Annotated in this window: 21 protein-coding genes; 9 read left to right on the top strand and 12 right to left on the bottom strand. The window is 69.0% G+C overall.

Annotated elements, in window-relative coordinates; genetic code table 11:
* Positions 1-7: 7 nt before the first annotated feature.
* Genes JOD27_RS34970 through JOD27_RS34980 form a run of 3 tightly spaced genes read right to left on the bottom strand, consistent with a single transcriptional unit; the run spans position 8 to position 4,381 of the window.
* The gene (locus JOD27_RS34970; RefSeq protein ID WP_204766605.1) at positions 8-1,507 is read right to left on the bottom strand and encodes an AMP-binding protein; all 1,500 of its coding nucleotides are present in this window, start codon (positions 1,505-1,507) and stop codon (positions 8-10) included.
* Complete coding sequence (gene pabB, locus JOD27_RS34975; RefSeq protein WP_204766606.1) at positions 1,507-3,693, bottom strand: aminodeoxychorismate synthase component I; 2,187 nt, start codon at positions 3,691-3,693, stop codon at positions 1,507-1,509. Before pabB ends, JOD27_RS34970 begins: the two co-directional genes overlap by 1 nt.
* Before the next feature lie 16 nt (positions 3,694-3,709).
* Complete coding sequence (locus JOD27_RS34980) at positions 3,710-4,381, bottom strand: antibiotic biosynthesis monooxygenase (RefSeq protein WP_372441778.1); 672 nt, start codon at positions 4,379-4,381, stop codon at positions 3,710-3,712.
* Between the two features lie 331 nt (positions 4,382-4,712).
* On the opposite strand from JOD27_RS34980, the gene JOD27_RS34985 reads away from it, so the two are divergent.
* Positions 4,713-5,249: a GNAT family N-acetyltransferase gene (locus tag JOD27_RS34985; RefSeq protein ID WP_307830500.1), complete on the top strand. Its 537-nt coding sequence runs from the start codon at positions 4,713-4,715 to the stop codon at positions 5,247-5,249.
* A gap of 14 nt (positions 5,250-5,263) precedes the next feature.
* Here JOD27_RS34985 and JOD27_RS34990 read toward each other — a convergent pair whose 3' ends face one another.
* Positions 5,264-5,815 carry a DivIVA domain-containing protein gene (locus tag JOD27_RS34990; RefSeq protein WP_204766608.1) on the bottom strand — a complete coding sequence of 184 codons (552 nt, stop codon included), beginning with the start codon at positions 5,813-5,815 and terminating at the stop codon, positions 5,264-5,266.
* Between the two features lie 90 nt (positions 5,816-5,905).
* On the opposite strand from JOD27_RS34990, the gene JOD27_RS34995 reads away from it, so the two are divergent.
* From JOD27_RS34995 to JOD27_RS35010, 4 genes are all read left to right on the top strand, one after another.
* A complete protein-coding gene (locus JOD27_RS34995) occupies positions 5,906-6,277 on the top strand; it encodes a YchJ family protein (protein ID WP_372441779.1) in 372 nt (123 codons plus the stop codon).
* Complete coding sequence (locus JOD27_RS35000; protein ID WP_204766609.1) at positions 6,274-6,942, top strand: hypothetical protein; 669 nt, start codon at positions 6,274-6,276, stop codon at positions 6,940-6,942. Before JOD27_RS34995 ends, JOD27_RS35000 begins: the two co-directional genes overlap by 4 nt.
* A gap of 119 nt (positions 6,943-7,061) precedes the next feature.
* On the top strand, positions 7,062-9,479 hold the full coding sequence (locus JOD27_RS35005; protein ID WP_204766610.1) for a hypothetical protein: 2,418 nt from the start codon (positions 7,062-7,064) through the stop codon (positions 9,477-9,479).
* The gene (locus JOD27_RS35010) at positions 9,476-10,357 is read left to right on the top strand and encodes a carboxylesterase family protein (protein WP_204766611.1); all 882 of its coding nucleotides are present in this window, start codon (positions 9,476-9,478) and stop codon (positions 10,355-10,357) included. Before JOD27_RS35005 ends, JOD27_RS35010 begins: the two co-directional genes overlap by 4 nt.
* Here the strand turns inward: JOD27_RS35010 and JOD27_RS35015 are convergent.
* The gene (locus JOD27_RS35015; RefSeq protein ID WP_204766612.1) at positions 10,341-11,339 is read right to left on the bottom strand and encodes a GDSL-type esterase/lipase family protein; all 999 of its coding nucleotides are present in this window, start codon (positions 11,337-11,339) and stop codon (positions 10,341-10,343) included. The two genes, JOD27_RS35010 and JOD27_RS35015, sit on opposite strands and share 17 nt — an antisense overlap.
* Positions 11,340-11,475: 136 nt before the next feature.
* Here JOD27_RS35015 and JOD27_RS35020 point away from each other — a divergent pair, with 136 nt between their 5' ends.
* Positions 11,476-12,414: a GlxA family transcriptional regulator gene (locus JOD27_RS35020; protein WP_204766613.1), complete on the top strand. Its 939-nt coding sequence runs from the start codon at positions 11,476-11,478 to the stop codon at positions 12,412-12,414.
* Positions 12,414-13,034, top strand: a complete 621-nt coding sequence (locus tag JOD27_RS35025; protein ID WP_204766614.1) for a DJ-1/PfpI family protein — start codon at positions 12,414-12,416, stop codon at positions 13,032-13,034. The genes JOD27_RS35020 and JOD27_RS35025 overlap by 1 nt, the downstream gene beginning before the upstream one ends.
* Here JOD27_RS35025 and JOD27_RS35030 read toward each other — a convergent pair.
* The 7 genes from JOD27_RS35030 to JOD27_RS35060 all read right to left on the bottom strand — a co-directional run bounded on the left by JOD27_RS35030 (position 13,020) and on the right by JOD27_RS35060 (position 17,358).
* Positions 13,020-13,259, bottom strand: a complete 240-nt coding sequence (locus tag JOD27_RS35030; protein ID WP_204766615.1) for an AMED_5909 family protein — start codon at positions 13,257-13,259, stop codon at positions 13,020-13,022. The genes JOD27_RS35025 and JOD27_RS35030 overlap by 15 nt on opposite strands.
* Positions 13,260-13,322: 63 nt before the next feature.
* The gene (locus JOD27_RS35035) at positions 13,323-13,964 is read right to left on the bottom strand and encodes a DUF5753 domain-containing protein (protein WP_204766616.1); all 642 of its coding nucleotides are present in this window, start codon (positions 13,962-13,964) and stop codon (positions 13,323-13,325) included.
* Between the two features lie 4 nt (positions 13,965-13,968).
* Positions 13,969-14,898, bottom strand: coding sequence for a helix-turn-helix domain-containing protein (locus JOD27_RS35040; protein ID WP_307830502.1), 930 nt, complete (start codon positions 14,896-14,898; stop codon positions 13,969-13,971).
* Positions 14,822-15,373 carry a DUF6879 family protein gene (locus tag JOD27_RS35045; RefSeq protein WP_204766663.1) on the bottom strand — a complete coding sequence of 184 codons (552 nt, stop codon included), beginning with the start codon at positions 15,371-15,373 and terminating at the stop codon, positions 14,822-14,824. Before JOD27_RS35045 ends, JOD27_RS35040 begins: the two co-directional genes overlap by 77 nt.
* Positions 15,370-15,600: a hypothetical protein gene (locus JOD27_RS35050; protein ID WP_204766617.1), complete on the bottom strand. Its 231-nt coding sequence runs from the start codon at positions 15,598-15,600 to the stop codon at positions 15,370-15,372. Before JOD27_RS35050 ends, JOD27_RS35045 begins: the two co-directional genes overlap by 4 nt.
* Before the next feature lie 67 nt (positions 15,601-15,667).
* On the bottom strand, positions 15,668-16,312 hold the full coding sequence (locus tag JOD27_RS35055) for a response regulator (RefSeq protein WP_204766618.1): 645 nt from the start codon (positions 16,310-16,312) through the stop codon (positions 15,668-15,670).
* Positions 16,309-17,358, bottom strand: a complete 1,050-nt coding sequence (locus JOD27_RS35060; protein ID WP_204766619.1) for a sensor histidine kinase — start codon at positions 17,356-17,358, stop codon at positions 16,309-16,311. The genes JOD27_RS35055 and JOD27_RS35060 overlap by 4 nt, the downstream gene beginning before the upstream one ends.
* Positions 17,359-17,457: 99 nt before the next feature.
* Here JOD27_RS35060 and JOD27_RS35065 point away from each other — a divergent pair, with 99 nt between their 5' ends.
* Complete coding sequence (locus tag JOD27_RS35065) at positions 17,458-18,318, top strand: ABC transporter ATP-binding protein (protein ID WP_204766620.1); 861 nt, start codon at positions 17,458-17,460, stop codon at positions 18,316-18,318.
* Positions 18,318-19,133 carry an ABC-2 transporter permease gene (locus tag JOD27_RS35070; protein WP_204766621.1) on the top strand — a complete coding sequence of 272 codons (816 nt, stop codon included), beginning with the start codon at positions 18,318-18,320 and terminating at the stop codon, positions 19,131-19,133. Before JOD27_RS35065 ends, JOD27_RS35070 begins: the two co-directional genes overlap by 1 nt.
* Positions 19,134-19,355 lie beyond the last annotated feature (222 nt).

The raw sequence follows: 19,355 nt of genomic DNA on the forward strand, positions 1-19,355 counted from the left end.
AAACTCCTTACCAGGATCCGGTGCGCACGACGTGCCGGCGCAACTTGCCGGTGGCGGTCCTCGGCAGCTGCGGCACCAGCCGCACGGTGCGCGGAACCTTGAACGAGGGAAGCCGGGACCGGGTCCAGGTGATCAGTTCGTCCTCGAGCCCCGGTGTGTCCTGCGCGGGAACGACGAACGCACGCAGCCGTGACGCGTCGTGCTGGTCGAGCACCGCGGCCACGGCGGCCTCGCGCACCAGCGGATGCGCCGCCAGCACGCGCTCGATCTCCAGTGGTGACAGGGAGATCCCGCCGACCATCTCCATGTCGTCGGTGCGGCCGAGGTGGCTCAGCGTGCCGTCGTGGTTCTGCCGCACCCGGTCGTGGGTCGTCAGCCAGCCGTCGACCAGCGTGCTCCCGGTGAGCCCGGGTTGGTTGAGGTAGTGGGAGAACAACGTCGGTCCGCGCACCCACAACTCGCCCTCGTCGACCGGGAAGCCCTGCTCGTCGCGCACCTGGACCTCCCAGCCGGGCACAGGACGGCCCAGCGTGCCGGGCGTGTTGTCGCCGATCCCGTTGGCGCAGAAGGCATGCCCGGCCTCGGTGGAGCCGATCTGATCGAGCACCTCGATGCCCAGCTCGTCGCGCAGCAGTGCGCCGAGCGGCTCCGGCATCGGTTCGCCCGCGGACACCGCGGCGCGCAAGGAAGTCAGCTTCGTCGACGCCAGTGCCGCGTAGGAGGAGGGCACCGAGTAGAGGAGATTCACCCGGTGCCGGACGGTCAGCTCGGCGATTTCCTCCGCGCACGGCCGGTGCGGTGTGAGGACCGCGGACGAGCCCGAGTGCAGCGGGAACACCAGCGCGTTGCCGAACCCGTAGGCCCAGAACATCTTCGACACCGAGAGGGCGACGTCGCCGATGCCGATGCGCAGGACGTCACGTCCCACCGACGTGCCGTACAGCGCGAGGTCCTTGTGCGCGTGGACGACGCCTTTCGGCTGGCCGGTGGTGCCGGACGTGTACTGCACGTAGAGCGGGCTCGTCGGGGCGACGTCGGCGGCGGGTCCTGGCGCGGTCGTCCAGGCCTGGTCGAGCAGGTGGTCGACGTCGATCCAGTTCGGGAACCGTTCCTCCAGGGCCGCGTCCGTCACGCAGGCGCTGGCGTCGCAGTCCGCCAGCAGCAGGTGGTGGTCGGCCGCGGTGAGTTCGGGGTTCGCCAGCACGGCCACCGCGCCGAGGCGGGCGATCGCGAGGAACGCCACGACCCACGCCGGGCCGTCCGGGGCGGCCAGCAGCACGTGGTCGTCGGGCCTGATTCCCCTGTCGTGCAGGACTTTGGCGGCTCTGGCTGCCAGGTCGTGGATTTGGCCGTGCCGCCACACCTCGTCGCCGATCAGGTAGGCGGGGCGGGACGACCAGCCGGCGCGGTCGGCATGCCTCGCCAGGGTCAGGGCCGCGTTGCGGGATCGGGCGGTCGGCCGGTGTGCGGCTGGGTGGTGCGGGGCCGGAGTGTGGAGGTTGTTCATCAGCCCGCCTCCACCTCTGCCGTGCGCGTGACGGCACGGCGGCGGCGTGCGTGCCTGCCCCGCCGGTGGGCGCGTGGCTCCGCGGACAGCACGGCGGCCGGTCGGTGTGCGCCGGAGCTCCAGTACGCCCGCATCGGCGCGGCCAGTTTGAGCAGCATCTCCTGGTACTCCGCCTCGGGGTCGGAGGCCAGCACGATCGCGCCGCCCGCGCCGATGCGCACCCGTCCGGCCGCGAAGACCGCGGCGCGGATGACGATGCTCAGATCGGCGGATCCGTTGCAGCTCAAGAAACCCAGTGCGCCGGAGTACACGCCGCGGGCGGTCGGCTCCAGGTCGTCGATGATCTCCATCGTGCGTTCCTTGGGGGCACCGGTCATCGATCCGCCGGGGAAGCACGCCCGCACGCAGTCCAGCGCGTCGAGGCCCGGCTTCAGGTCGCCCCGGACGGTCGAGACGAGCTGGTGCACGGTTCGGTACGTGCGGGTGCCCATCAGCTCAGGCACCTGCACGGTGCCCACCTGGCACACGCGGCTCAGGTCGTTGCGCAGCAGGTCGACGATCATGAGGTTCTCCGCGCGGGTCTTCGGGTCCTCGGCGAGTGCGTCGCGCAGACCCGTGTCCTGCTCGGGGGTTGTGCCGCGGGCGGCCGTGCCTTTGATCGGTTCGGCCTGCACGACGCCGTCGGGGCTGACGCGCAGGAACCGCTCCGGCGACGAACTGGCCACATCGACCTCGCCGAAGCGCAGGTAGGCGGAGTACGGGGCCGGGTTCACCCTGCGCAGCACGCGGTAGTAGTCGGCCGACGTGCACGTCGCGGGCAGTTCCACCGCCGTCGTCAGGCAGATCTCGTAGCTCTCGCCCGCACGCAGTTGTTCCTGGCACGCAACGACGTCGAGGAGGTAGTCGGTTCCGGAGCGCATCAGCCAGCGCTCGGTGATCTCGACGGCGTCGTCCGCCTCCGGCCACGACCGGACGGGCGGGGTCTCGTGCGACGACAGCGAGGAGAGGAAGTCGGCCGTGGCGTCGAGCCAGGCATTGGCTTCCTTGGTGGACGAAGGCGTGTCCTCGGCCAGACACAGCAGATGTGTTGTGTGCTCCTGATGGTCGATGACGATGACACGGTCGGCGAACAACCACGCCGCGTCCGGGGTGGGACTGCGGTGGGCGGCTTTGCCTCCTAGAGTTGCCTTGAGCTCGTAGCCGAAGTAGCCGACCCACCCGCAGGTGAAGTCGAACGGCAGGTCGGGTTGCTCGTGTGCGCGCTCGGCCAGGCCGCGCCGCAGGTAGGTGAAGATGTCGTCGCGCTGCTTGGTCGTGGTCCGGCCGGGGCGTTCCGCGGTGATCACGCCCGTGCCCACGTCGTAGCTGCAGTACTCGGCGAGCGGGCCGGTGTCGTCGCCCAGGTACGAAAACCGCGCGCCGCGCTCGCTTGCTCCGGCGCCGTCCAGCCAGAACGCGCGGTCCGACGCCGAGTGCAGCTCCGCGAACACCTGCTCGGGATCGAGGACTCCGCGGTACACGGCGGTGTGCAGGCGATGGCCGGTGTGCTGAACAGGTTTGGTCTCGATGGGAGGCGACGGTTTCAGACGCACGGTGACGGACGGGCGGGCCACTTCGGACAGTCGGCGGAAGTTGGCCAGCAGCCGCGTTCCCCACTCGGTCAGGATCGACTCGGGGTGGAACTGCACGCCCCAGCGCGGCCGGGACCGATGTCGAAGCCCCATCAGCACACCGTCCTCGGCCCACGCGGTGGCCTCCAGTTCGGGCGGCAGCGGTTCGGGCACGTACAGCGAGTGGTAGCGCACGGCGGTGAACCCCTGAGGGATGCCGTCGAACAGATCACGGCCGTCGTGCGTGACCACAGTCGGGTGGCCGTGGCGGGCCTTGGGCGCCAACGCCACCCGTGCTCCCGCCTGGAACCCCAGCCCCTGATGACCGAGGCACACCCCGAGCACCGGCAGCACGTCCTGGCCGAGGAACCTGGTCGCCCCGGCGAGGTCCCGGCTCCTGCCCGGCCGTCCGGGGCCGGGCGAGATCACCACGTTGTCCACCTCGTCGAACGACAACCTCAGCAGTTCCGGGTCGTCGTTGCTCAGCACGAGCGGGTCTTGCCCGTTCACGCTCGCGACGAGGTGGAACAGGTTGTAGGTGTACGAGTCGTGGTTGTCGATCAGGAGTGTTCGCACTGAATACGCTCCGGGGTCAGCGGCGACGCGCGTGGGTCGCCGAGGCGGCGTGGTCTGGCAGCGATGCGCTGGGTGTCTTCGACGTCGGGACGTCAGCCCAGTCGGCGTCCGGCCTGGCACTGCTCGGCGCCTCGGTGCTCCCGCGCAGCCACGGGCCGAGCACCCTCATCACCTGCGGCATGAGCACCCAGGTCATCAGGCCCGTCACGCACACGCACAGGACCAACGTGCGCACCAACAGCGGCAGGCCCGTCACGCGCGGGATGACGGTGACGTTGACCAGCAAGACCGCGGGGAACACGCCGATCAACGTCACCAGCGCCGTCTTCCATCGCGGTGGAGGGCTCGGCGGTGCCTGTGCGGCGGGTCGTGGTGGCGGCTGCTCGACTCGGGTGGAGAAGCGCCCGACGTACTCGCGCCACGTCGCGTGAGACCGGGAGCGATCCCACTCCTCGGCGCTCTCCGCGCTGTCGAACCAGCAGATGACCAGCCAGGTCGCCGAATCGCCCGATGCTTTCTCCATTCTGCTGTCGAGATAGCCCTGTGATCTGGAAGCCGCGCTGAGCAGTCCTTTTACCGACGTGGTGAAACTCGCCATCCGGCCAGGTGTCACCCGGTGCGTACTGACAACCGCACATGCTTTTTCGTCGGGCATTGGACCAAATGCCTCCCAGCTGGAAAGCGGCATACACGGATTGATACGGGTGCATGGGAGGGCGGGTTCAACCGAAGTTGTGAACGTTAAACCTCACGCCGAGCACACATCGGTGGGCGCAGTATCGGCAGCCCGCGTGCTGGTGCACACGCTCAGTAGCGATCCGGCATCCGTTCGGGTCCTGTTCCGGAAACGCGGTAAATCAATTTCGGACGAATGCAGTCCGGCCGTGATCGAACTGGCGACGAGGGGTTTGGAGAATATGTGCCGAACGTCGCTTATCGGCCCGTGGATGTGCGACCACATGCGGGGCAACACGAGGATCCCCGGCACCTGGTGACCGCGGCTTCCGTACGCTGGGGCCGTGCGCTCTGACTCGCTGCCGGTCTTCCGGAGGTTCGACCCCGACAGCGAGGGTGCTGCCCTCGCCGACTTCCTCGCCGGCGATGTCTGGCCGTTCCACGCGATCTCGCAAGTGGACCGGTCCGACGTGTACCGCCCCGTCGAGGAAGGCCTCTACGACAACACGTACTGGATCGAGGTCGACGGGGAACGGGCCGGGATCGTCCGGCTCTTCGACCTCGACGACGACACGCCCATGTTCGACCTGAGGATCAGCGCCCCGCACCGCGGGAAGGGCCTCGGCCGGGCGGCCGTGCAATGGCTCACCGACCTGTTGTTCGGCGAGTACCCGCACGTCGAGCGCATCGAAGGCACGACCAGACAGGACAACCTGGCGATGCGGCGCGTGTTCCGGCGCTGCGGCTACGTCAAGGAAGCGCACTACCGGAGGGGGTGGCCGGACGCGTCGGGGCACCGGTACGACTCCGTGAGCTACGCGATCATCCGGCACGACTGGCAGACTGGCGAAACCACCGTGCCGGATTTTCACGACGAATAGCCGGAGCCGGGCTCCTAATCGATCTTGGCGCTCTGCACCTTGGCCTCCGCGATGATCCGCTCGGCCTCGTCCAGCGCCACGTTGCGCAGTTCCGCGAGGGCTCGCATCGCTTCCGCGCGGCGAGCCGACATGGCGAGCCGGAAGTCCTCGCGGATCTCCTCGCGCTTGGCCGCCGCCTCCTCGTCGAGCCTGCGGGCGCGTTGCTCCGCCTCGCCGACGATCATCAACGCCTTCAGCTGCGCGTCCCTGATGACCTCTCGGCGCTCTTCCTCGGCCAGGGCGACCATGCGGGCGAGCCGTTCCGGCAAGCCCTTCGGGTCGATCGGGGTCAGGCAGATGCGGTGCAGGCCGTCCTGCAGGGCGGCGTTCTCCTCCTGGACCGACATCAACCTGGCGGCCAGGGTGTCGGCACGGGCTTCTGACGCGTCCCGGTCCGCAGTCACCAGGCGAAGCTCGGCCTCCAGTTCGGCGACGTAGTCGTCCACCTCGTCGCGGTCGTAGCCGCGCCACCTCAGCCCGAACCACGTGCGCAGCGGTACGAGCTCAGTCCTGCTCTCCACACTCACTTGCCGTCTCCTCTGCCTCCCGCGAGTCAGTCTTGACAGGGTGTACGTACCAGGTGCGGCATCGGTTCTAATGGGTTCACCAGGCACAATGTGTGCGTGAACAACAAACTGTGCCCCTGTGGTACCGGTCAGTCCTATGTGGACTGTTGCGGTGCGCTGCACTCGGGAGCCCGCACCGCGGCCACCGCCGAGCAGCTGATGCGTTCGCGCTACAGCGCTTTCGCGGTGTCCGACGAGGACTACCTGCTGAGGACGTGGGCCGCGAAACACCGTCCCGCGAGCGCGGGGATCGACGCGACCGACCGCTGGTTGAAGCTCGAGATACTGGCGACCGAGAACGGCGGGCTGCTCCAGAACGAGGGTGTGGTCGAATTCCGCGCGCACTACGTCGGGGGCGTCGTGCACGAACGGAGCCGGTTCATCAGAGAGAACGGCCAGTGGGTCTACGCGGAGGCGCTGTGAAGGTCGAAAGCCGGTTCAACGGCCCGCCCGGGATGGGCAACGGCGGCTACTCGGCCGGTCTGCTCGCGGCGCACGTCGGCTCGCCGGTCGTGAGTGTCCGGTTGCGCAAGCCGGTGCCGCTCGACCGCGAGATGGAGGTCCGCGGCGGTGAGCTCTACGACGGCGACACGCTGATCGCGTCCGCCGAGCCGGCCGAGCTCGACCTCGACGTGCCCGCCGCTCCGACGCTGGAGGAGGCGCGGGCGGCCGCCGCGAAGGTGCCGTGGCGCGACAAGCACCCGTTCCCGACGTGCTTCGGGTGCGGTCCCGGCCGGGAGGACGGCATCGCCGCGCTGCTCGGCCCATTGGACGGCCGGAAGGAGTGGGCGGGCGTCTGGCGGCCGGCGGACGTGCTGCCGAACGACGGGACGAACGTCCTGCCGGAGATCGTCTGGGCGGCGTTGGACTGCCCTTCGGCACAGCCCGTAGCGCCCGACGGTGGTCCGGCGTTCGTGCTCGGCACTTTTGTCGCCCGAGTGGAGCAGCCGGTGGAACTGGGCGTGGACCACTTGCTCCTCGCGTGGGAACTTGGCCGGGAAGGTCGCAAGGCCTACTCGGCATCAGCGATCATCGGCCCTCACGGTGTGTGCGGACGAGCGCAGGCCGTGTGGGTATCAATCGGATGAGATCAAATAACCCGACTGGGTGACACGAGTGCGCCGCGTCTTGGTAGCGTGCACGACCGTTGCCCGATTAAGCCGAAAGGGCGAGTGAACGGGATGGCACGGAGGTGATCAGGCGCTTGATGGGCCGACGTGCCGCCGCCCATGGCGACCAGCAAACACAGACCCCCAGTTCGAGCCAGGGCACGAACACGGATCTGTACCCCGTCGAGCAGCCACCGGCAGCAGCGCCGCCGCCGGAGCCATTGCCGCAGAGGACGCCGTTCGCGGCGAACTTCGTCGGCGCGACGCTCGTTGTGTCCGCTCCGGACGGGCCTGGTCAGGCCGCGTCCGGCCTCGCCAGGACCCTTCCGGTCGACCGAGGCCGGACCGTGGTCGTGGTCGACTTCCCCGGAGGGGACCAGAGCACTTTCTGGCCCCATGTCGTGACCGCGCTGAGCGGCCGCGGCCCGATCCGGCTCGCGGTATCGCACGCGGGCACCATGCGTCCCACCGCGCCCGCGCAGTGGCTCGCCGAGCAGCTCCAGGCCGAGGTCGTCGCGCCGGACGGCGTGCTGACCACCGTGCCCGGTGCCGCGTTCGTCGTGGGCACCCAGGGCTACGGCAGCTGGGTGCGGTTCCAGCCGAACGCGTCGCCGATGCCGTTCGGCCGCCGCTTCCCGGTGCCGCAGTGGGAGGCGATGGACCCGAACTCGCCGTGGCCGACCGGCGAGATCGGCATCTCCGAGCCCATTCCGGCCGGGTTGTGGCTGCGCGCTCAGCAGCCGCCGTTCGACCCAGGAGCTCAGGACGCGCGGCCGATCGTGGCGCTGCCGTGCCGCGAGAACGTGCTGACCGTCGTCGTCGGTGGCCCCGGCCAGTCGGCGATCCCGACCGAAGAGGTCTGCCGGCTGCTCACGGCGTTGCCGCAGGCGGCCAGATCGCGCGTGCGGCTCGTTCCGTACGGCATCGACACCGCTCTCGGCCGGTTGGTCGCCGACGAGCTCAACGAGCCGATCGCGATGTTCACCGGCCTGCCGGTCGGCAATCTGCGCTCTGGTGGTCCCGCGGTGGTCGCCGTCGACCCGCGCGGCCAGCAGACGTGGCGGCCGTTCGTGACCGAGGTGCTGTGCACGCCGCACGAGCCCGTGCCCTCGGTGTCCGGCTATCGCGCGCCCGTGCAGGGACTCTCCGAGGTCGAGCCCGGTGTGTTCTCTCTCGGCGATGGTGTTGTGCTCGAGGTCGTGCCCTCGGGTCTGTGGGTGCGTGAGCACGATGAGCCGTACAACGCGTCCGAGGTCCGCTCTCAGCCCGTCGACCCCGAGTGGGCACGTCTGACCGTGGGCACGCCTGGCCGCACCACGCCCGGTGCGGTCGCGGTGCACGGCGCTGCCCTCGTGGAACGCCTCGAGCCCGAAGTGCGCAAGCTGCTGCGTGTGGTGTTCTGCGACGCCACGGTGTCGCCGCCCACCCCGCCGCCGCCTCCCGCTCCTCAGCACGCCGCACCAGCGCACGCCGCGCCTGCTCCGTCGTTCGGCACCCAGACGCCGGTCGCAGCCGCTTTGGGCGCGGCAGCACAGGCGTTGTCGGCGCGCGAGTCGTCCGGCAACGGCACCGGCTTCTTCACCGCCGTCACGCCGGTCGAGCCCGAACCCGCCTACGCCGTCATCCCGCCGTCGGAGACCGCGACCGTCACGGTGTCCGCGAGTGTCGTGGCAGAGGCCGAAGAGGCAGCGTTCCCGTCGTCGGACCCGGACGCGGCCGCCGTGCGGTTCCGCGTGGACGGTCCGTTGCCGACGCAGCCGCTGGCCTCGTGGGAGGTTCCCGCTCAGAGCGACGGTGAGCGCGAGACCATCCTCCCGGACCACACCAGCACGGACCTGGAGCGCGACGCCGTCCGCAGGGCACTGGGCGAGCGCTACGGCGTGCACGCGGCGACCGTCTGCCGTCTGCTCGCCCAGCGTCCCGACGCCGAGGAGGACCCGGCCGCGTTCGAGGCCATGGTCACCGACCTGACCGCGTTGCTGGCGTGCGTGTCGCAGGACGAGGAAATGGTCGTCGACACGCTGCGCATGGGCCGCCTCGGCCGCCTGCGCCCGTACGTCGCGTGCATCGTGTCGGGCCTGAACCGCCTGCCGGTGCACAGCGGCGTGGCCACGGTGTGGGGTGCCAGCGGCCCTACGGGTCCGCGTCGCTACCGCTCCGGCGACGTGCTGGTGGAGCACGGCCTGCTCGACGCCGTCGCCAACCCGAGCCAGCGCGTCGAGGGCGCCACCGAATACCTGCTGTGGTCGGTCACCGGCCGCCGGGTCGAGGTGGCCGACCGCGTCGCCGTGGCCACCGAGGAACGCGTGGTCTTCCCGCCCGGCACGGCGTTCCGCGTGCTGGCGGTCGCCGAGGCCGAGGGTGATCACCCGCAGCAGGTGCTGCTGCAGGAGATGGCCGGCGCCGCGGCGGACCAGGAGATCGCCTCGCTGCGGCCGAGCGTTCTCTCACAGCTCGAACGGGCGGCGGCGAACCTGCGGGTACTGCCGGTCCACCAGGTGTCGGTGGAGGCTTGAGCCCGTATCTCGGCATCCGGTACGCCGAACCCGCGACCGCCCAGTCGCGTTTCGAGTTGCCGGTGGACTCCGATGGCGAGCCCACCGGCGACTTCGGGGACTCGCACACGCTGAACGTGTGGTCCACAGTGGAATCCGGTGCTCCGGTTCTGCTGTGGATCCACGGCGGTGCGAACACCGTTGGCTCGTCGTCACAACCGGAGTACGCGGGTGACGTCCTCGCGAGCCACGGCATCGTGTTCGTCAGCTGCAACTACCGGCTCGCCGTCGACGGTTACGGTGCACTGGAAGGGTTTCCGCACAACCGCGGCCTGCTCGACGTCGTGTCCGCGCTGCGGTGGATCCGGCGCAACATCGCCCGGTACGGCGGAGATCCGGGCAACGTCACGGTCGCCGGGCAGTCGTCGGGAGCGCAGACGGTGGCGAGCCTGATGGTGATGCCCGCGGCGAAAGGCCTGTTCCACAAGGCGATCGCGCACAGCCTGGCCGGGTGTTTCTTCACACCGGAGGAAGCCGTCGAGGTGCAGCGCGCCGCGGAGCCGGACGTCGTGCTGTACCAGCCGATCGTCGACGGCGACTCGCTGCCGCGAACGCCACTGGAAGGCCCGTACGACGTCGACCTGATGGTGTGCCACGCGGCGGACGAGGACCCCGAGCTGTTCCAGAAGCCCACGATGCTGCTGGCGGACGAGCACGGGCGGGCGTTCCGGTCGATCTACGCGAGGACGCCGGCGCATCACGGCGCGGACGTCCCCGCCATGTTCCGCGGTGACATCGCTTCCGCGTGGGCCCGTTTCGCCCGCGACGGTGATCCGGGCTGGCCGCGGGCCGAGCTGAAGCGCTGGGTCAGCTCTGTGTCGTTCAGCTCTGGGTCGTGAGGCCGAGCGTGCCGTCGAGCCGCGGCACGCACGCGCCGTCCCGCTTGTCCACCGCCAGGAACTCGGTGAGGCACCGGCCGATCTGCTCGTGGCCGAGAGCGTTGGGGTGGAACGACTCCTGCAACGCGTGCGAGGCGCGCTTGTCGTTCTTCAAGCCGTCCCAGTCGACCGTCAGGCGGGTGAACCACTCGGTCTCCGGCTTGGCCGCACACGCCTCGTGGCCCTCACCGGCGCGGGACAGGTCGAGGAACCGGGCGTTGACCTTGCCCGCCGCGGTGCGCAGGCCGTTCGACAGCTCCGGCACCGCCTCCTCGACGACCCACTCGAGGTCGGTGGAGCGCAGCGGGCAGCCGGAGAGGTTCTGCAGCGAGCGCGGCATCTTCGGCGTGACCGGCGCCGCGTACGACTGCACGACGAGCTGGTAGTCGGAGTCGAGGTAGCTCGAGTCGCGCATGGTCTGGCGGATGGCGTTGAGGGTGTTCTCGACCTTGGGGATCATCCGCCGCACGCGCTTGGTCCACTCCGGAGCCACGGACGACGTGCAGTCGTTGCGCCTGCCCCACGCCTCGAAGCACTTGTTGAGGATCTCGGAGAAGCGCGGGTCGTCGTTCGCGCCGATCGCCACGACGACCGCCGTGACCCGGTTCGAGCCCGCGATCCTGCGGAGCTGGGGCAGCTGCTCGTTGCGCAGCTTGTCGGAGTTCGCGCCCGAGCACGCCAGGTTGATCTTCTGGTCGGCCTCGACCTGTGTCTTCGTGATCGACGCCACGGTCGAGCGGTGGCACCAGTTGCCGCCGTCCTCGCCGTTGGTGCCGGGCTCGTAGCTGCCGGCGCCCTCGCCGGACATCGTGCTGTCGCCGAGCGCCACGACCGCGGTCCTGGCCTCACGATCGGGCTCGGAGGGCGGCGGGAACGGGTGGTCGCTCACGATCAGCAGGATCGCGAGCAGTCCGATCGCCGCGAGGGTCAGCACTTTCCGCATCGCCGGGCAGTTTACCGATCCGCTCCACCCCGCCCTGGCTGCGCTTCGGGGTGGCCGGATCCGAGGGGGATATGGCGTTGCCGCCACCACCTCGGATGAGGACAGTGGAGGTGTGGGGAATCTGAGGGAAATAGTTGTGGTCGGTTACGACCGCACGGCGTTGCTGGATCTGGCGGGACCCATCGAGGTGTTCCAAGCAGCGAACCACCGGCAGGAGCGGTACCGGGTCACGCTGGCCACGCTCGGCGGCGGCCCGTTCACCGCGACCGCCGGTGTGCGGATCGAGGCAGGAGCGGACCTGCGCACGCTCGACCGCGACATCGACACGCTGCTGGTCGTCGGCGGCTGGGGGTACGACGAGGCCGCGGCCGACGCGGTGCTCACGACCAACCTGCGGCGGCTCGCGCTGCGGTCGCGGCGGGTCGCGGGCGTCTGCACGGGCGCCGTGGTGCTGGCGGGCGCGGGGTTGCTCAAGGGCAAGAAGGCGACCACGCACTGGGCGTTCACCGGCGAGCTGGAGAACCGCGGAGTCGAGGTCGAACCGGACGCGATCTTCGTGTGCGACGGGCAGGTCGCCACGTCCGCCGGCGTGACGGCGGGCATCGACCTCGCGCTCGCGATGGTCGAGCAGGACCACGGTCCCGCGCTCGCCCGCAGGATCGCGCAGTACCTGGTCGTCTTCCTGCAGCGGTCGGGTGGCCAGTCGCAGTTCAGCGTGCACACCCGCTCGAAGCCGGTGCCGGACGGCTCGCTGCGGGCGTTGCTCGACGACATCCACGCCGATCCGACCCGTGAGTGGACGGTGCCCGTGATGGCCCGCAAGGCGATGATGAGCGTGCGGCACTTCGCCCGCGTCTTCTCGCGCAACGTGGGCATCTCACCCGCTCAGTACGTCGAACGAGCCCGCGTCGAAGCCGCAGCCGACCGGCTGGCTTCGAGCGGCGACTCGTTGGAACTCGTGGCCCGCCAGTCGGGGTTCGGCTCGGCCGAGACCCTGCGGCGGGCCTTCCTGCGCGTGCTCGGCGTGTCGCCGGGCAGCTACCGCGCCCGTTTCCGGACCACTGGGGTCGCCTGATGGAAGCCACTTTCGTGCTCTACCCGAACATGACGGCGCTCGACTTCGTCGGCCCGTTCGAGGTGCTCGGCTCGGTGCCGGTCGTCTCGACGCGCTTCGTGGCTGCTTCCCTGGACCCGGTGAAGTCCGACAACGGGCTGTCCGTGGTGCCGACCGACACGTTCTCGTCGCTGAAGTCGACCGACATCGTCGTGGTGCCGGGGTCCGGGCATTGGAAGGAGCTGCTCGCGGACTCCGGCGGCGTCGTCGAATGGCTGCGGGAGGTGCACCCGACGACGAAGTGGACGACATCGGTCTGCACGGGGTCGACGCTGCTCGCGGAGGCCGGCCTGGTGTCGAAGGCGACGACGCACTGGGCGGCGCGCGAGGACCTGTCCGTGCGCGGCGTCGAGGTCTCTACCGATCGGGTCGTGTTCGACGGCAAGGTCGTCAGCGGGGCCGGTGTGTCGGCGGGCATCGACATGGCGTTGCGGCTCGTCGAGGCCGAGTTCGGCGAGATGGTCGCGCAGGCGGTGCAGCTGGGCATCGAGTACGACCCGCAGCCGCCGCGCGCCTACTCCTCGATCCCCTCGTCGGTGGCGGAGGGCCTCAAGGCCGCGTTCGAGTCACGTCAAAGCTGACTGCTTGTGGATGGCCTCGGCCTTCTCGCGTTCACGGGTGGCCCAGAACATCGCCTCGTGGAAGTGGCCGCGGTCGATCTCGGCGACGCGTTCGTAGACGGCTGCGCTGCGGCGGTAGTACGTGAGCCACGTCGTCGGGCTCGCGTCTGGCCGTGGCATCAGGCGGCTCAGCGCCTCGTGTGCCTGCATGAGGGTTTGTGCCGCGTTGGCCGTCTTCCAGTTCATGCGCCCTGTTGTAGGAGAACCGGCTGGTTTGAGGCCAGCCGGTTTCTCGAAATTTCTCGTGGTCTACCTGGTCGGATGGTCTTCGTCGACTTCAGCCGAAAGGTCGTCGATGGTCCGCTGGATGATCTGGCGCGCTGCCTCGCCGTAGCTCGCGATGCCGGCGAGCGAGTCGAACACTTTGCCGTAGAGCGCGATCTCGTGAGGTTCAGTGAGGTTGAGTTCCGCTGAGTACGTCTCGATGGCTACCGAACCCTCGTCGAAGATCCAGAAGCCGTGCCACGGACCGGTCCGGTACGTCGTGCCGAACCCGATGACACCGAGCCTCACGTTCGGCAGGTCGATCGACGACGCCAAGCGTTTGAGCTGGGCGAGCATGCCGCTCGGCGAGCACCAGCGATACAGCAGGGATGCTTCGGTGAGGACGAAATGGAACTGCTTGTCCTCGTGGTGAAGGATCTCCTGGCGTTCCATGCGCACCTGCACCGCAGCGCCCAAGTCGTCCATCGATCCGGCGGTCAGTTCGCCCTGCCCGAGGCATGCCGGCGCGTACTCGGGGACCTGAAGTAGCCCAGGCACGACATCCGGCTCGAAGGCTCGGAAGGAACGAACACCGGCTTGCCGCTCGAGCACCTTGTGCTGCATGCTCGCCATGCCGCCGCTGAGCAGGTCTTGCCAGCCAGCGAGCCGTTCGTCGGGTGCTCCCATACTGCTACTCCATCTCTTCCTCGGCTTCCGGGGTGAGGTCATCGATGACGCGCATGATGATCCGGCGGGCGGCACGGCCGTAGCTGGCGATGCCGGCGAGCGACTCGAAGATCTTGCCGTAGAGCTCGATCTCCTGTGGCTGCGCGAGGTTGAGCTCGGCGGAGAATGTCTCCGCAGTGACGAGATCCTCGTCCAGCAGCCAGAATCCGTGTTTGGGGAAGGCCACTCCATAGGGCGTCTCGAAGCCGATTACTCCGAGTTTCACCGTCGGCAACGTGGAGAGCGACATCAGGCGGTCCAGTTGGCCGAGCATGACCTCCGGCTCGCACAGGCGGTACCGAAGGGCGGCTTCGGTGATGACGAAGTGGAACCGCCGATAAGGCTGATAGAGCACTGCTTGGCGCTGCATGCGGACTTGTACTGCTTCGTCGATGTCGTGATGCAGGCCGAACAGGGGAGCGCCGTGACTGAGGCAAACCCTGGCGTACTCGGGTGTTTGCAGCAGTCCTGGGATGATCATCGACTCGAACACCCGATAGAACCGAACCTTGGCCTCGGTTTCGAGGATCGTGCGTTGGTGGGCGCGCATGCCAGTACCGAAAAGCCGCTGCCAGTCGGCGTGCTGCACTTCAAGCGTGTGCAGAGAAGCAAGTAGTGCCTCGGTCTCGCCCTCGCTTTCGGTGGCCCTTGTCCACTCGCGAACGTCGTGGTCGGTTGGAGTCTGCCTGCCGTTCTCAAGCTTGGAGATCTTTGAAGGTGGCCATGCCAACGACTCCGCGAGTTGCTTACCGCTCAGACCTGCCTGGCGGCGCAACTCGCGGAGTCGCTTGCCCAGCGCGATACGCGCTTCGTGGACGTTAGTCGCCGACGCCCCTGATGGCGTGTTCCGCGACAAAATCACCCCTTCTCCGGGCGTGATGCCACGCGACGTCACGCCAGTAGTTGTGCAAGACGATCTGCTCGTGCTCGTCTTCGATGACCTCAACACCCACGAGGCGATCGTCGGAGTCATCAAAGTGCATCCGCACAAGCCTGCGCGAGTCGAACAGCCAGTAGTCGTGACTGGGCAGGTCCAGTTCTTGCGCCGTGGTGCGGGCGAGGTACCGGATGTCTTCGCCCGCAGCGATGTTGTGCCGTGATGAGAACAGGCCATAGCGGCTGTAGTCGCTGGGCGGAATGCTCACCACGCGCACCCGTTCGAAACGGCGTCCTGCGGCGGTTGCCGTGCTGACGTTGGGCAGCCACCACCCCTCGCGCATCTTGTCGTCGTGTTCACCGGCGAGGAAGTCAGCCACGCGCTCGCCAGCGGCGTTGTACCGGTCTCGAACCTCCAGGCGAAATGCGGTGTGCTCGAAGGTCTTGAAGAGGTCGTCGAACTCCGGGCTGGGATAGCTGTAGTGGGTGCTCAGTGCGCCTCTCCCTGCTCGTTGCGCTGGTAGAAGCGCAGCACGTCTTCCGGTATCTCGATGATTGCCTCGCCGTCCGGGATTGGGCCGACGTCGGCAAGTACCTGAGGATCGGTGACGATCCACCCCTGCGCGATGTACGTCTGCCTGTCCGTGCGGTCTGTCGCGAAAAGTGTCGGCGAGGCACCCCCATCCGACTCGGGGTCCTTGCCGAGGAAGGTAGCGCGCATGATGCCTCCATTTCTCGAACTTGCTAGAAACGGTGGCAGGTTTGGCAACGAACGGTCAATGACCCGGTCAGGTGAGGCCCGACTGCACGGCGAACACGACGAGTTGTGCCCGATCCCGCGCCCCCAACTTGACCATCGCGCGAGAAACGTGCGTCCGCACCGTCGCGGGCGAGATCACCAGCCGCTCAGCGATCTCGTCGTTGGACGCGCCGGACGCGACGTGCCGCATGATCTCCCGTTCGCGCTCGGTCAGCTTGTCGAGGTGCGGCACGGGCCGGGCCGATGCCCCGGAGGCGAACCGGTCGATCACCCGGCGCGTGACGGACGGGGAGAGCAGCGAGCCTCCGTCGGCGACGACGTGGACGGCGCGCAGCAGGTCGGTCGGGTCGGAGTCCTTCACCAGGAAGCCGGACGCGCCGGTCCGCAGGGCCTCGAAGACGTACTCGTCGAGGTCGAACGTCGTGAGCATGACGATCTTCACATCGGCGCAGGCGGGGTCGGCGGAGACGCGGCGCAGCACTTCGAGGCCGTCGAGCAGCGGCATGCGGATGTCGAGGAACACCACGTCCGGCTTCACGGACTGGATCAGCGACAGGGCTTCGCGTCCGTCGGCGGCCTCGCCCGCGAACCGCACGCCGTCCTCGGTCTCGATCAACGTCCGCAGTCCCATCCGGACCAGCGGCTGGTCGTCGGCCACCACCACGCGAATCATGGGGGCAACGGTATCCGGGCGGTCACCTTGAAGCCGTGCGATCCGTCGACTTCGAGCGTGCCGCCCAGCGCCTCGGCCCGTGAGCGCATGCCGGTGATGCCGTGGCCCTCCAGGAACGCGCCCGGTGTGCCGGTGTCGGCGACCTCGACCACCAGCGAACCGCGCACAGTGTAGACGCGGACCGACGCCGTGACGCCGGGGGAGGAGTGGCGCAGCACGTTGGTCAGCGACTCCTGCACGATCCGGTAGACGGCCAGCTGGTGGTTGTCCGGCAGCTCGACCTCGTCGAGCTCGACCGACACCTCGAGCCCTGCCTCGCGCATCCGCGTCGCGAGCGCCGGGATGTCGGCGAGTGAGATCGAGGGCCGCAACGGCGCCGAACCGCGCAGAGTGTCCAATTCGGACCGAAGGCCATCCAGGGCCTCCTTGCTGGTGTCGCGGATCGCCTCCAGGGAGGCACGCGCTTTGGCGGGATCCTTGTCCAGCACATACAACGCGACGCCCGCCTGCATCGCGATCACGGACAGCCCGTGGCCGACGACGTCGTGCACCTCCTGGGCGAGCCGCAGCCGTTCGGAGACGACGGCGTGCTCGCGAGCGTCCACAACGGACCGTCGGCGCAGCTTCATCAGCACGCCGGCCGCGGCGGGCAGCAGGGTCCAGCTCGCCGACCAGGTGACCCACGACGTCAGCGAGTCGTGCCACCACGGGAGGATCACCAGCGCGTACAGCAGGGCGCAGCCGGCGGTCAGCTCGATGGTCGAGTAGGCGGCCATCGCGTACATGGCCGCGACGCCGCTCATCAGGATCGGCCCGAACGGGTAGCCCATGGCCAGGTACACCGCGACGGCGGTGATGGTGATCCCGAACGTCCACAGCGGACGGACCGAGCGGAACAGCAGGCCCGACGCCGCCACCGCGATGAGCAGGTAGGCGAGGACGTCCAGGTTTTCCGCGCCCTGGAAACGTGCGGCGAACCGCGTGCCGACCAGGCCGAAGAACAGCAGCGCCACCGTCAGCGCCACGTCCTGCCACTTAATCCGCATGCCGCTGACGATACGACCGGGGACGTACGCAGATGTGCGTATCTTCATGACGCTCCGCAGCGGACGACCGGGCCGGTCGGCGGGAACACGATTGGACCCATGATCGTGACGACGGAGAAGCTGACGAAGCGCTACGGCGACCGCGCCGTGGTGGACGAGGTCAGTCTGTCCGTGCGGCGGGGCGAGGTCTACGGGTTCCTCGGTCCCAACGGCGCGGGCAAGACGACCACGATCCGCATGCTGCTGGGGCTCGTGAAGCCCACGAGCGGCTCGGCCAGGGTGCTCGGCAAGGCACCGGGCACCCCCGAGGCGTTGCTGAAGGTCGGTTCCCTGATCGAGGGACCCGGTTTCTACCCGTACCTGTCCGGCCGGGACAACCTGCGCGTGCACGCGGCCCGCCGCGGGGTGGACAAGACGCACGTCGAGGCCGCCTTGGAGCAGGTCGACCTCGCGGGCGCCGCGAACGAGAAGTTCCGCCGGTACTCGCTCGGCATGAAGCAACGGCTCGGCGTCGCCGCGGCCCTGCTCGGCCAGCCGGAGCTGCTGATCCTGGACGAGCCGACCAACGGCCTCGACCCGGCGGGCATGGCCGACATGCGCGACCTGGTGCGGGCGCTCGCGGCCCAGGGGCAGACGGTGCTGCTGTCGAGCCACCTGCTCGGCGAGGTCGAGGAGATCTGCGACCGGGTCGGCGTGATCTCGCAGGGCCGGCTGGTCGCCGAGAGCACCGTCGAGCAGCTGCGGGGCGACACCGTGCTGTTGATTCGCGCCGACCCGATCGAGAAGGCGCACGTGCTGATCGAGGGCAGTTCGTTGCACGGCGACGTGCTGCACGTGCGTGAGACGGACGCGGGGTCCTTGGTACGCACGCTGGTCCACGCCGACGTGGACGTGCAGGAGGTCCGGCCGCTGCGCCGGACGTTGGAAGAGGTCTTCCTCGAGATGACGGGAGTGGCGTGATGGGCAGCGTCAAGGCGGAGCTGCTTCGCCTGTGGAAGTGGCCGGCGACGTGGGTGCTGATCGGCGTCTGGCTGGTGATGACGCTGACGTTCGGCTACGTGTTCAACTACCTGGCGTTGAACGGCGGCACCAACGCCCGTGGCGCGTCGCAGCAGCAACTGATCAGCGCGATGCAGCCGGAGAACGTCGGCGCGGCCGTCGTGCGCGGCCTGCCGATGTTCGGTGGCGCGATCATCCTCGTGCTGGCCGCGCTGGCGGTCGGCAGCGGTTACGGCTGGGGCACCTGGAAGACCACGCTCACCGCGGGCCCGCGCCGGGTCTCCGCGATGGCGGGAACGTTGGGAGCGCTCGCGGTCATCGTGGTGCTGCTGGTCGCGCTGACGTTCGTCGTGAACCTCGGCGCGGCGATCACGGTGGCGTCGCTGGAGGGCTGGGACTGGAACCTGCCGGGCATCGGCGTGCTGAAGCCACTGGCCGCGTCACTGCTGATCGCCGCCATGTGGACGGGGTTCGGCGTGTTCCTCGGCGTGATCACCAAGGGCCCCGCGCTGTCCGTCGGCCTCGGGCTGATGTGGGCGATCGTCACCGAGAACCTGTTGCGCGGCGTCGGTTCGCTGCTCGGGCCGGTGGAGGATCTCACCAAGATCCTGCCCGGCGGCTCGGCGGGCAACCTGGCCGGTGCGGTCGGTGGATCCGGTGCGCCCGGCGTCCTGAACGACCTCAGCGGAACCACCGCCGCCCTGTTCCTCGTTGGTTACATCGTGGTGTTCGTGGGGGCGGCGACGGCGTTGAAGGTGCGTCGCGACCTCGTATAGGGCCACGGCGGCCCAGGTGACGGCGAGCACGACCGTGACTCCGGTGGGGTAGTCGCGGTCGTGCAGCCCTGGGTTGACCGGGCCGCTGTGGTCGCGCCACAGCAACGGAACGGCGAGCAGCACGACGATGCCGGAGACCGTCAGGCCGATGCCGATCGAGGCTCGTCTGACGATGAGGCCGGACGCTCCGACGAGCGGGGCGATCAGGAAGTCGTGCAGGAC

This window comes from Lentzea nigeriaca, assembly GCF_016907955.1.
In the GTDB taxonomy this organism is placed as follows: domain Bacteria; phylum Actinomycetota; class Actinomycetes; order Mycobacteriales; family Pseudonocardiaceae; genus Lentzea; species Lentzea nigeriaca.

Excerpts from the sequence above, each read along its gene's own strand:
- JOD27_RS34970 (WP_204766605.1), bottom strand. The coding sequence starts at position 1,507 with ATGAACAACCTCCACACTCCGGCCCCGCACCACCCAGCCGCACACCGG.
- JOD27_RS34980 (WP_372441778.1), bottom strand. The coding sequence starts at position 4,381 with ATGCCGCTTTCCAGCTGGGAGGCATTTGGTCCAATGCCCGACGAAAAA.
- JOD27_RS35005 (WP_204766610.1), top strand. The coding sequence starts at position 7,062 with ATGGGCCGACGTGCCGCCGCCCATGGCGACCAGCAAACACAGACCCCC.
- JOD27_RS35015 (WP_204766612.1), bottom strand. The coding sequence starts at position 11,339 with ATGCGGAAAGTGCTGACCCTCGCGGCGATCGGACTGCTCGCGATCCTG.
- JOD27_RS35025 (WP_204766614.1), top strand. The coding sequence starts at position 12,414 with ATGGAAGCCACTTTCGTGCTCTACCCGAACATGACGGCGCTCGACTTC.
- JOD27_RS35030 (WP_204766615.1), bottom strand. The coding sequence starts at position 13,259 with ATGAACTGGAAGACGGCCAACGCGGCACAAACCCTCATGCAGGCACAC.
- JOD27_RS35035 (WP_204766616.1), bottom strand. The coding sequence starts at position 13,964 with ATGGGAGCACCCGACGAACGGCTCGCTGGCTGGCAAGACCTGCTCAGC.
- JOD27_RS35050 (WP_204766617.1), bottom strand. The coding sequence starts at position 15,600 with ATGCGCGCTACCTTCCTCGGCAAGGACCCCGAGTCGGATGGGGGTGCC.
- JOD27_RS35055 (WP_204766618.1), bottom strand. The coding sequence starts at position 16,312 with ATGATTCGCGTGGTGGTGGCCGACGACCAGCCGCTGGTCCGGATGGGA.
- JOD27_RS35060 (WP_204766619.1), bottom strand. The coding sequence starts at position 17,358 with ATGCGGATTAAGTGGCAGGACGTGGCGCTGACGGTGGCGCTGCTGTTC.
- JOD27_RS35065 (WP_204766620.1), top strand. The coding sequence starts at position 17,458 with ATGATCGTGACGACGGAGAAGCTGACGAAGCGCTACGGCGACCGCGCC.
- JOD27_RS35070 (WP_204766621.1), top strand. The coding sequence starts at position 18,318 with ATGGGCAGCGTCAAGGCGGAGCTGCTTCGCCTGTGGAAGTGGCCGGCG.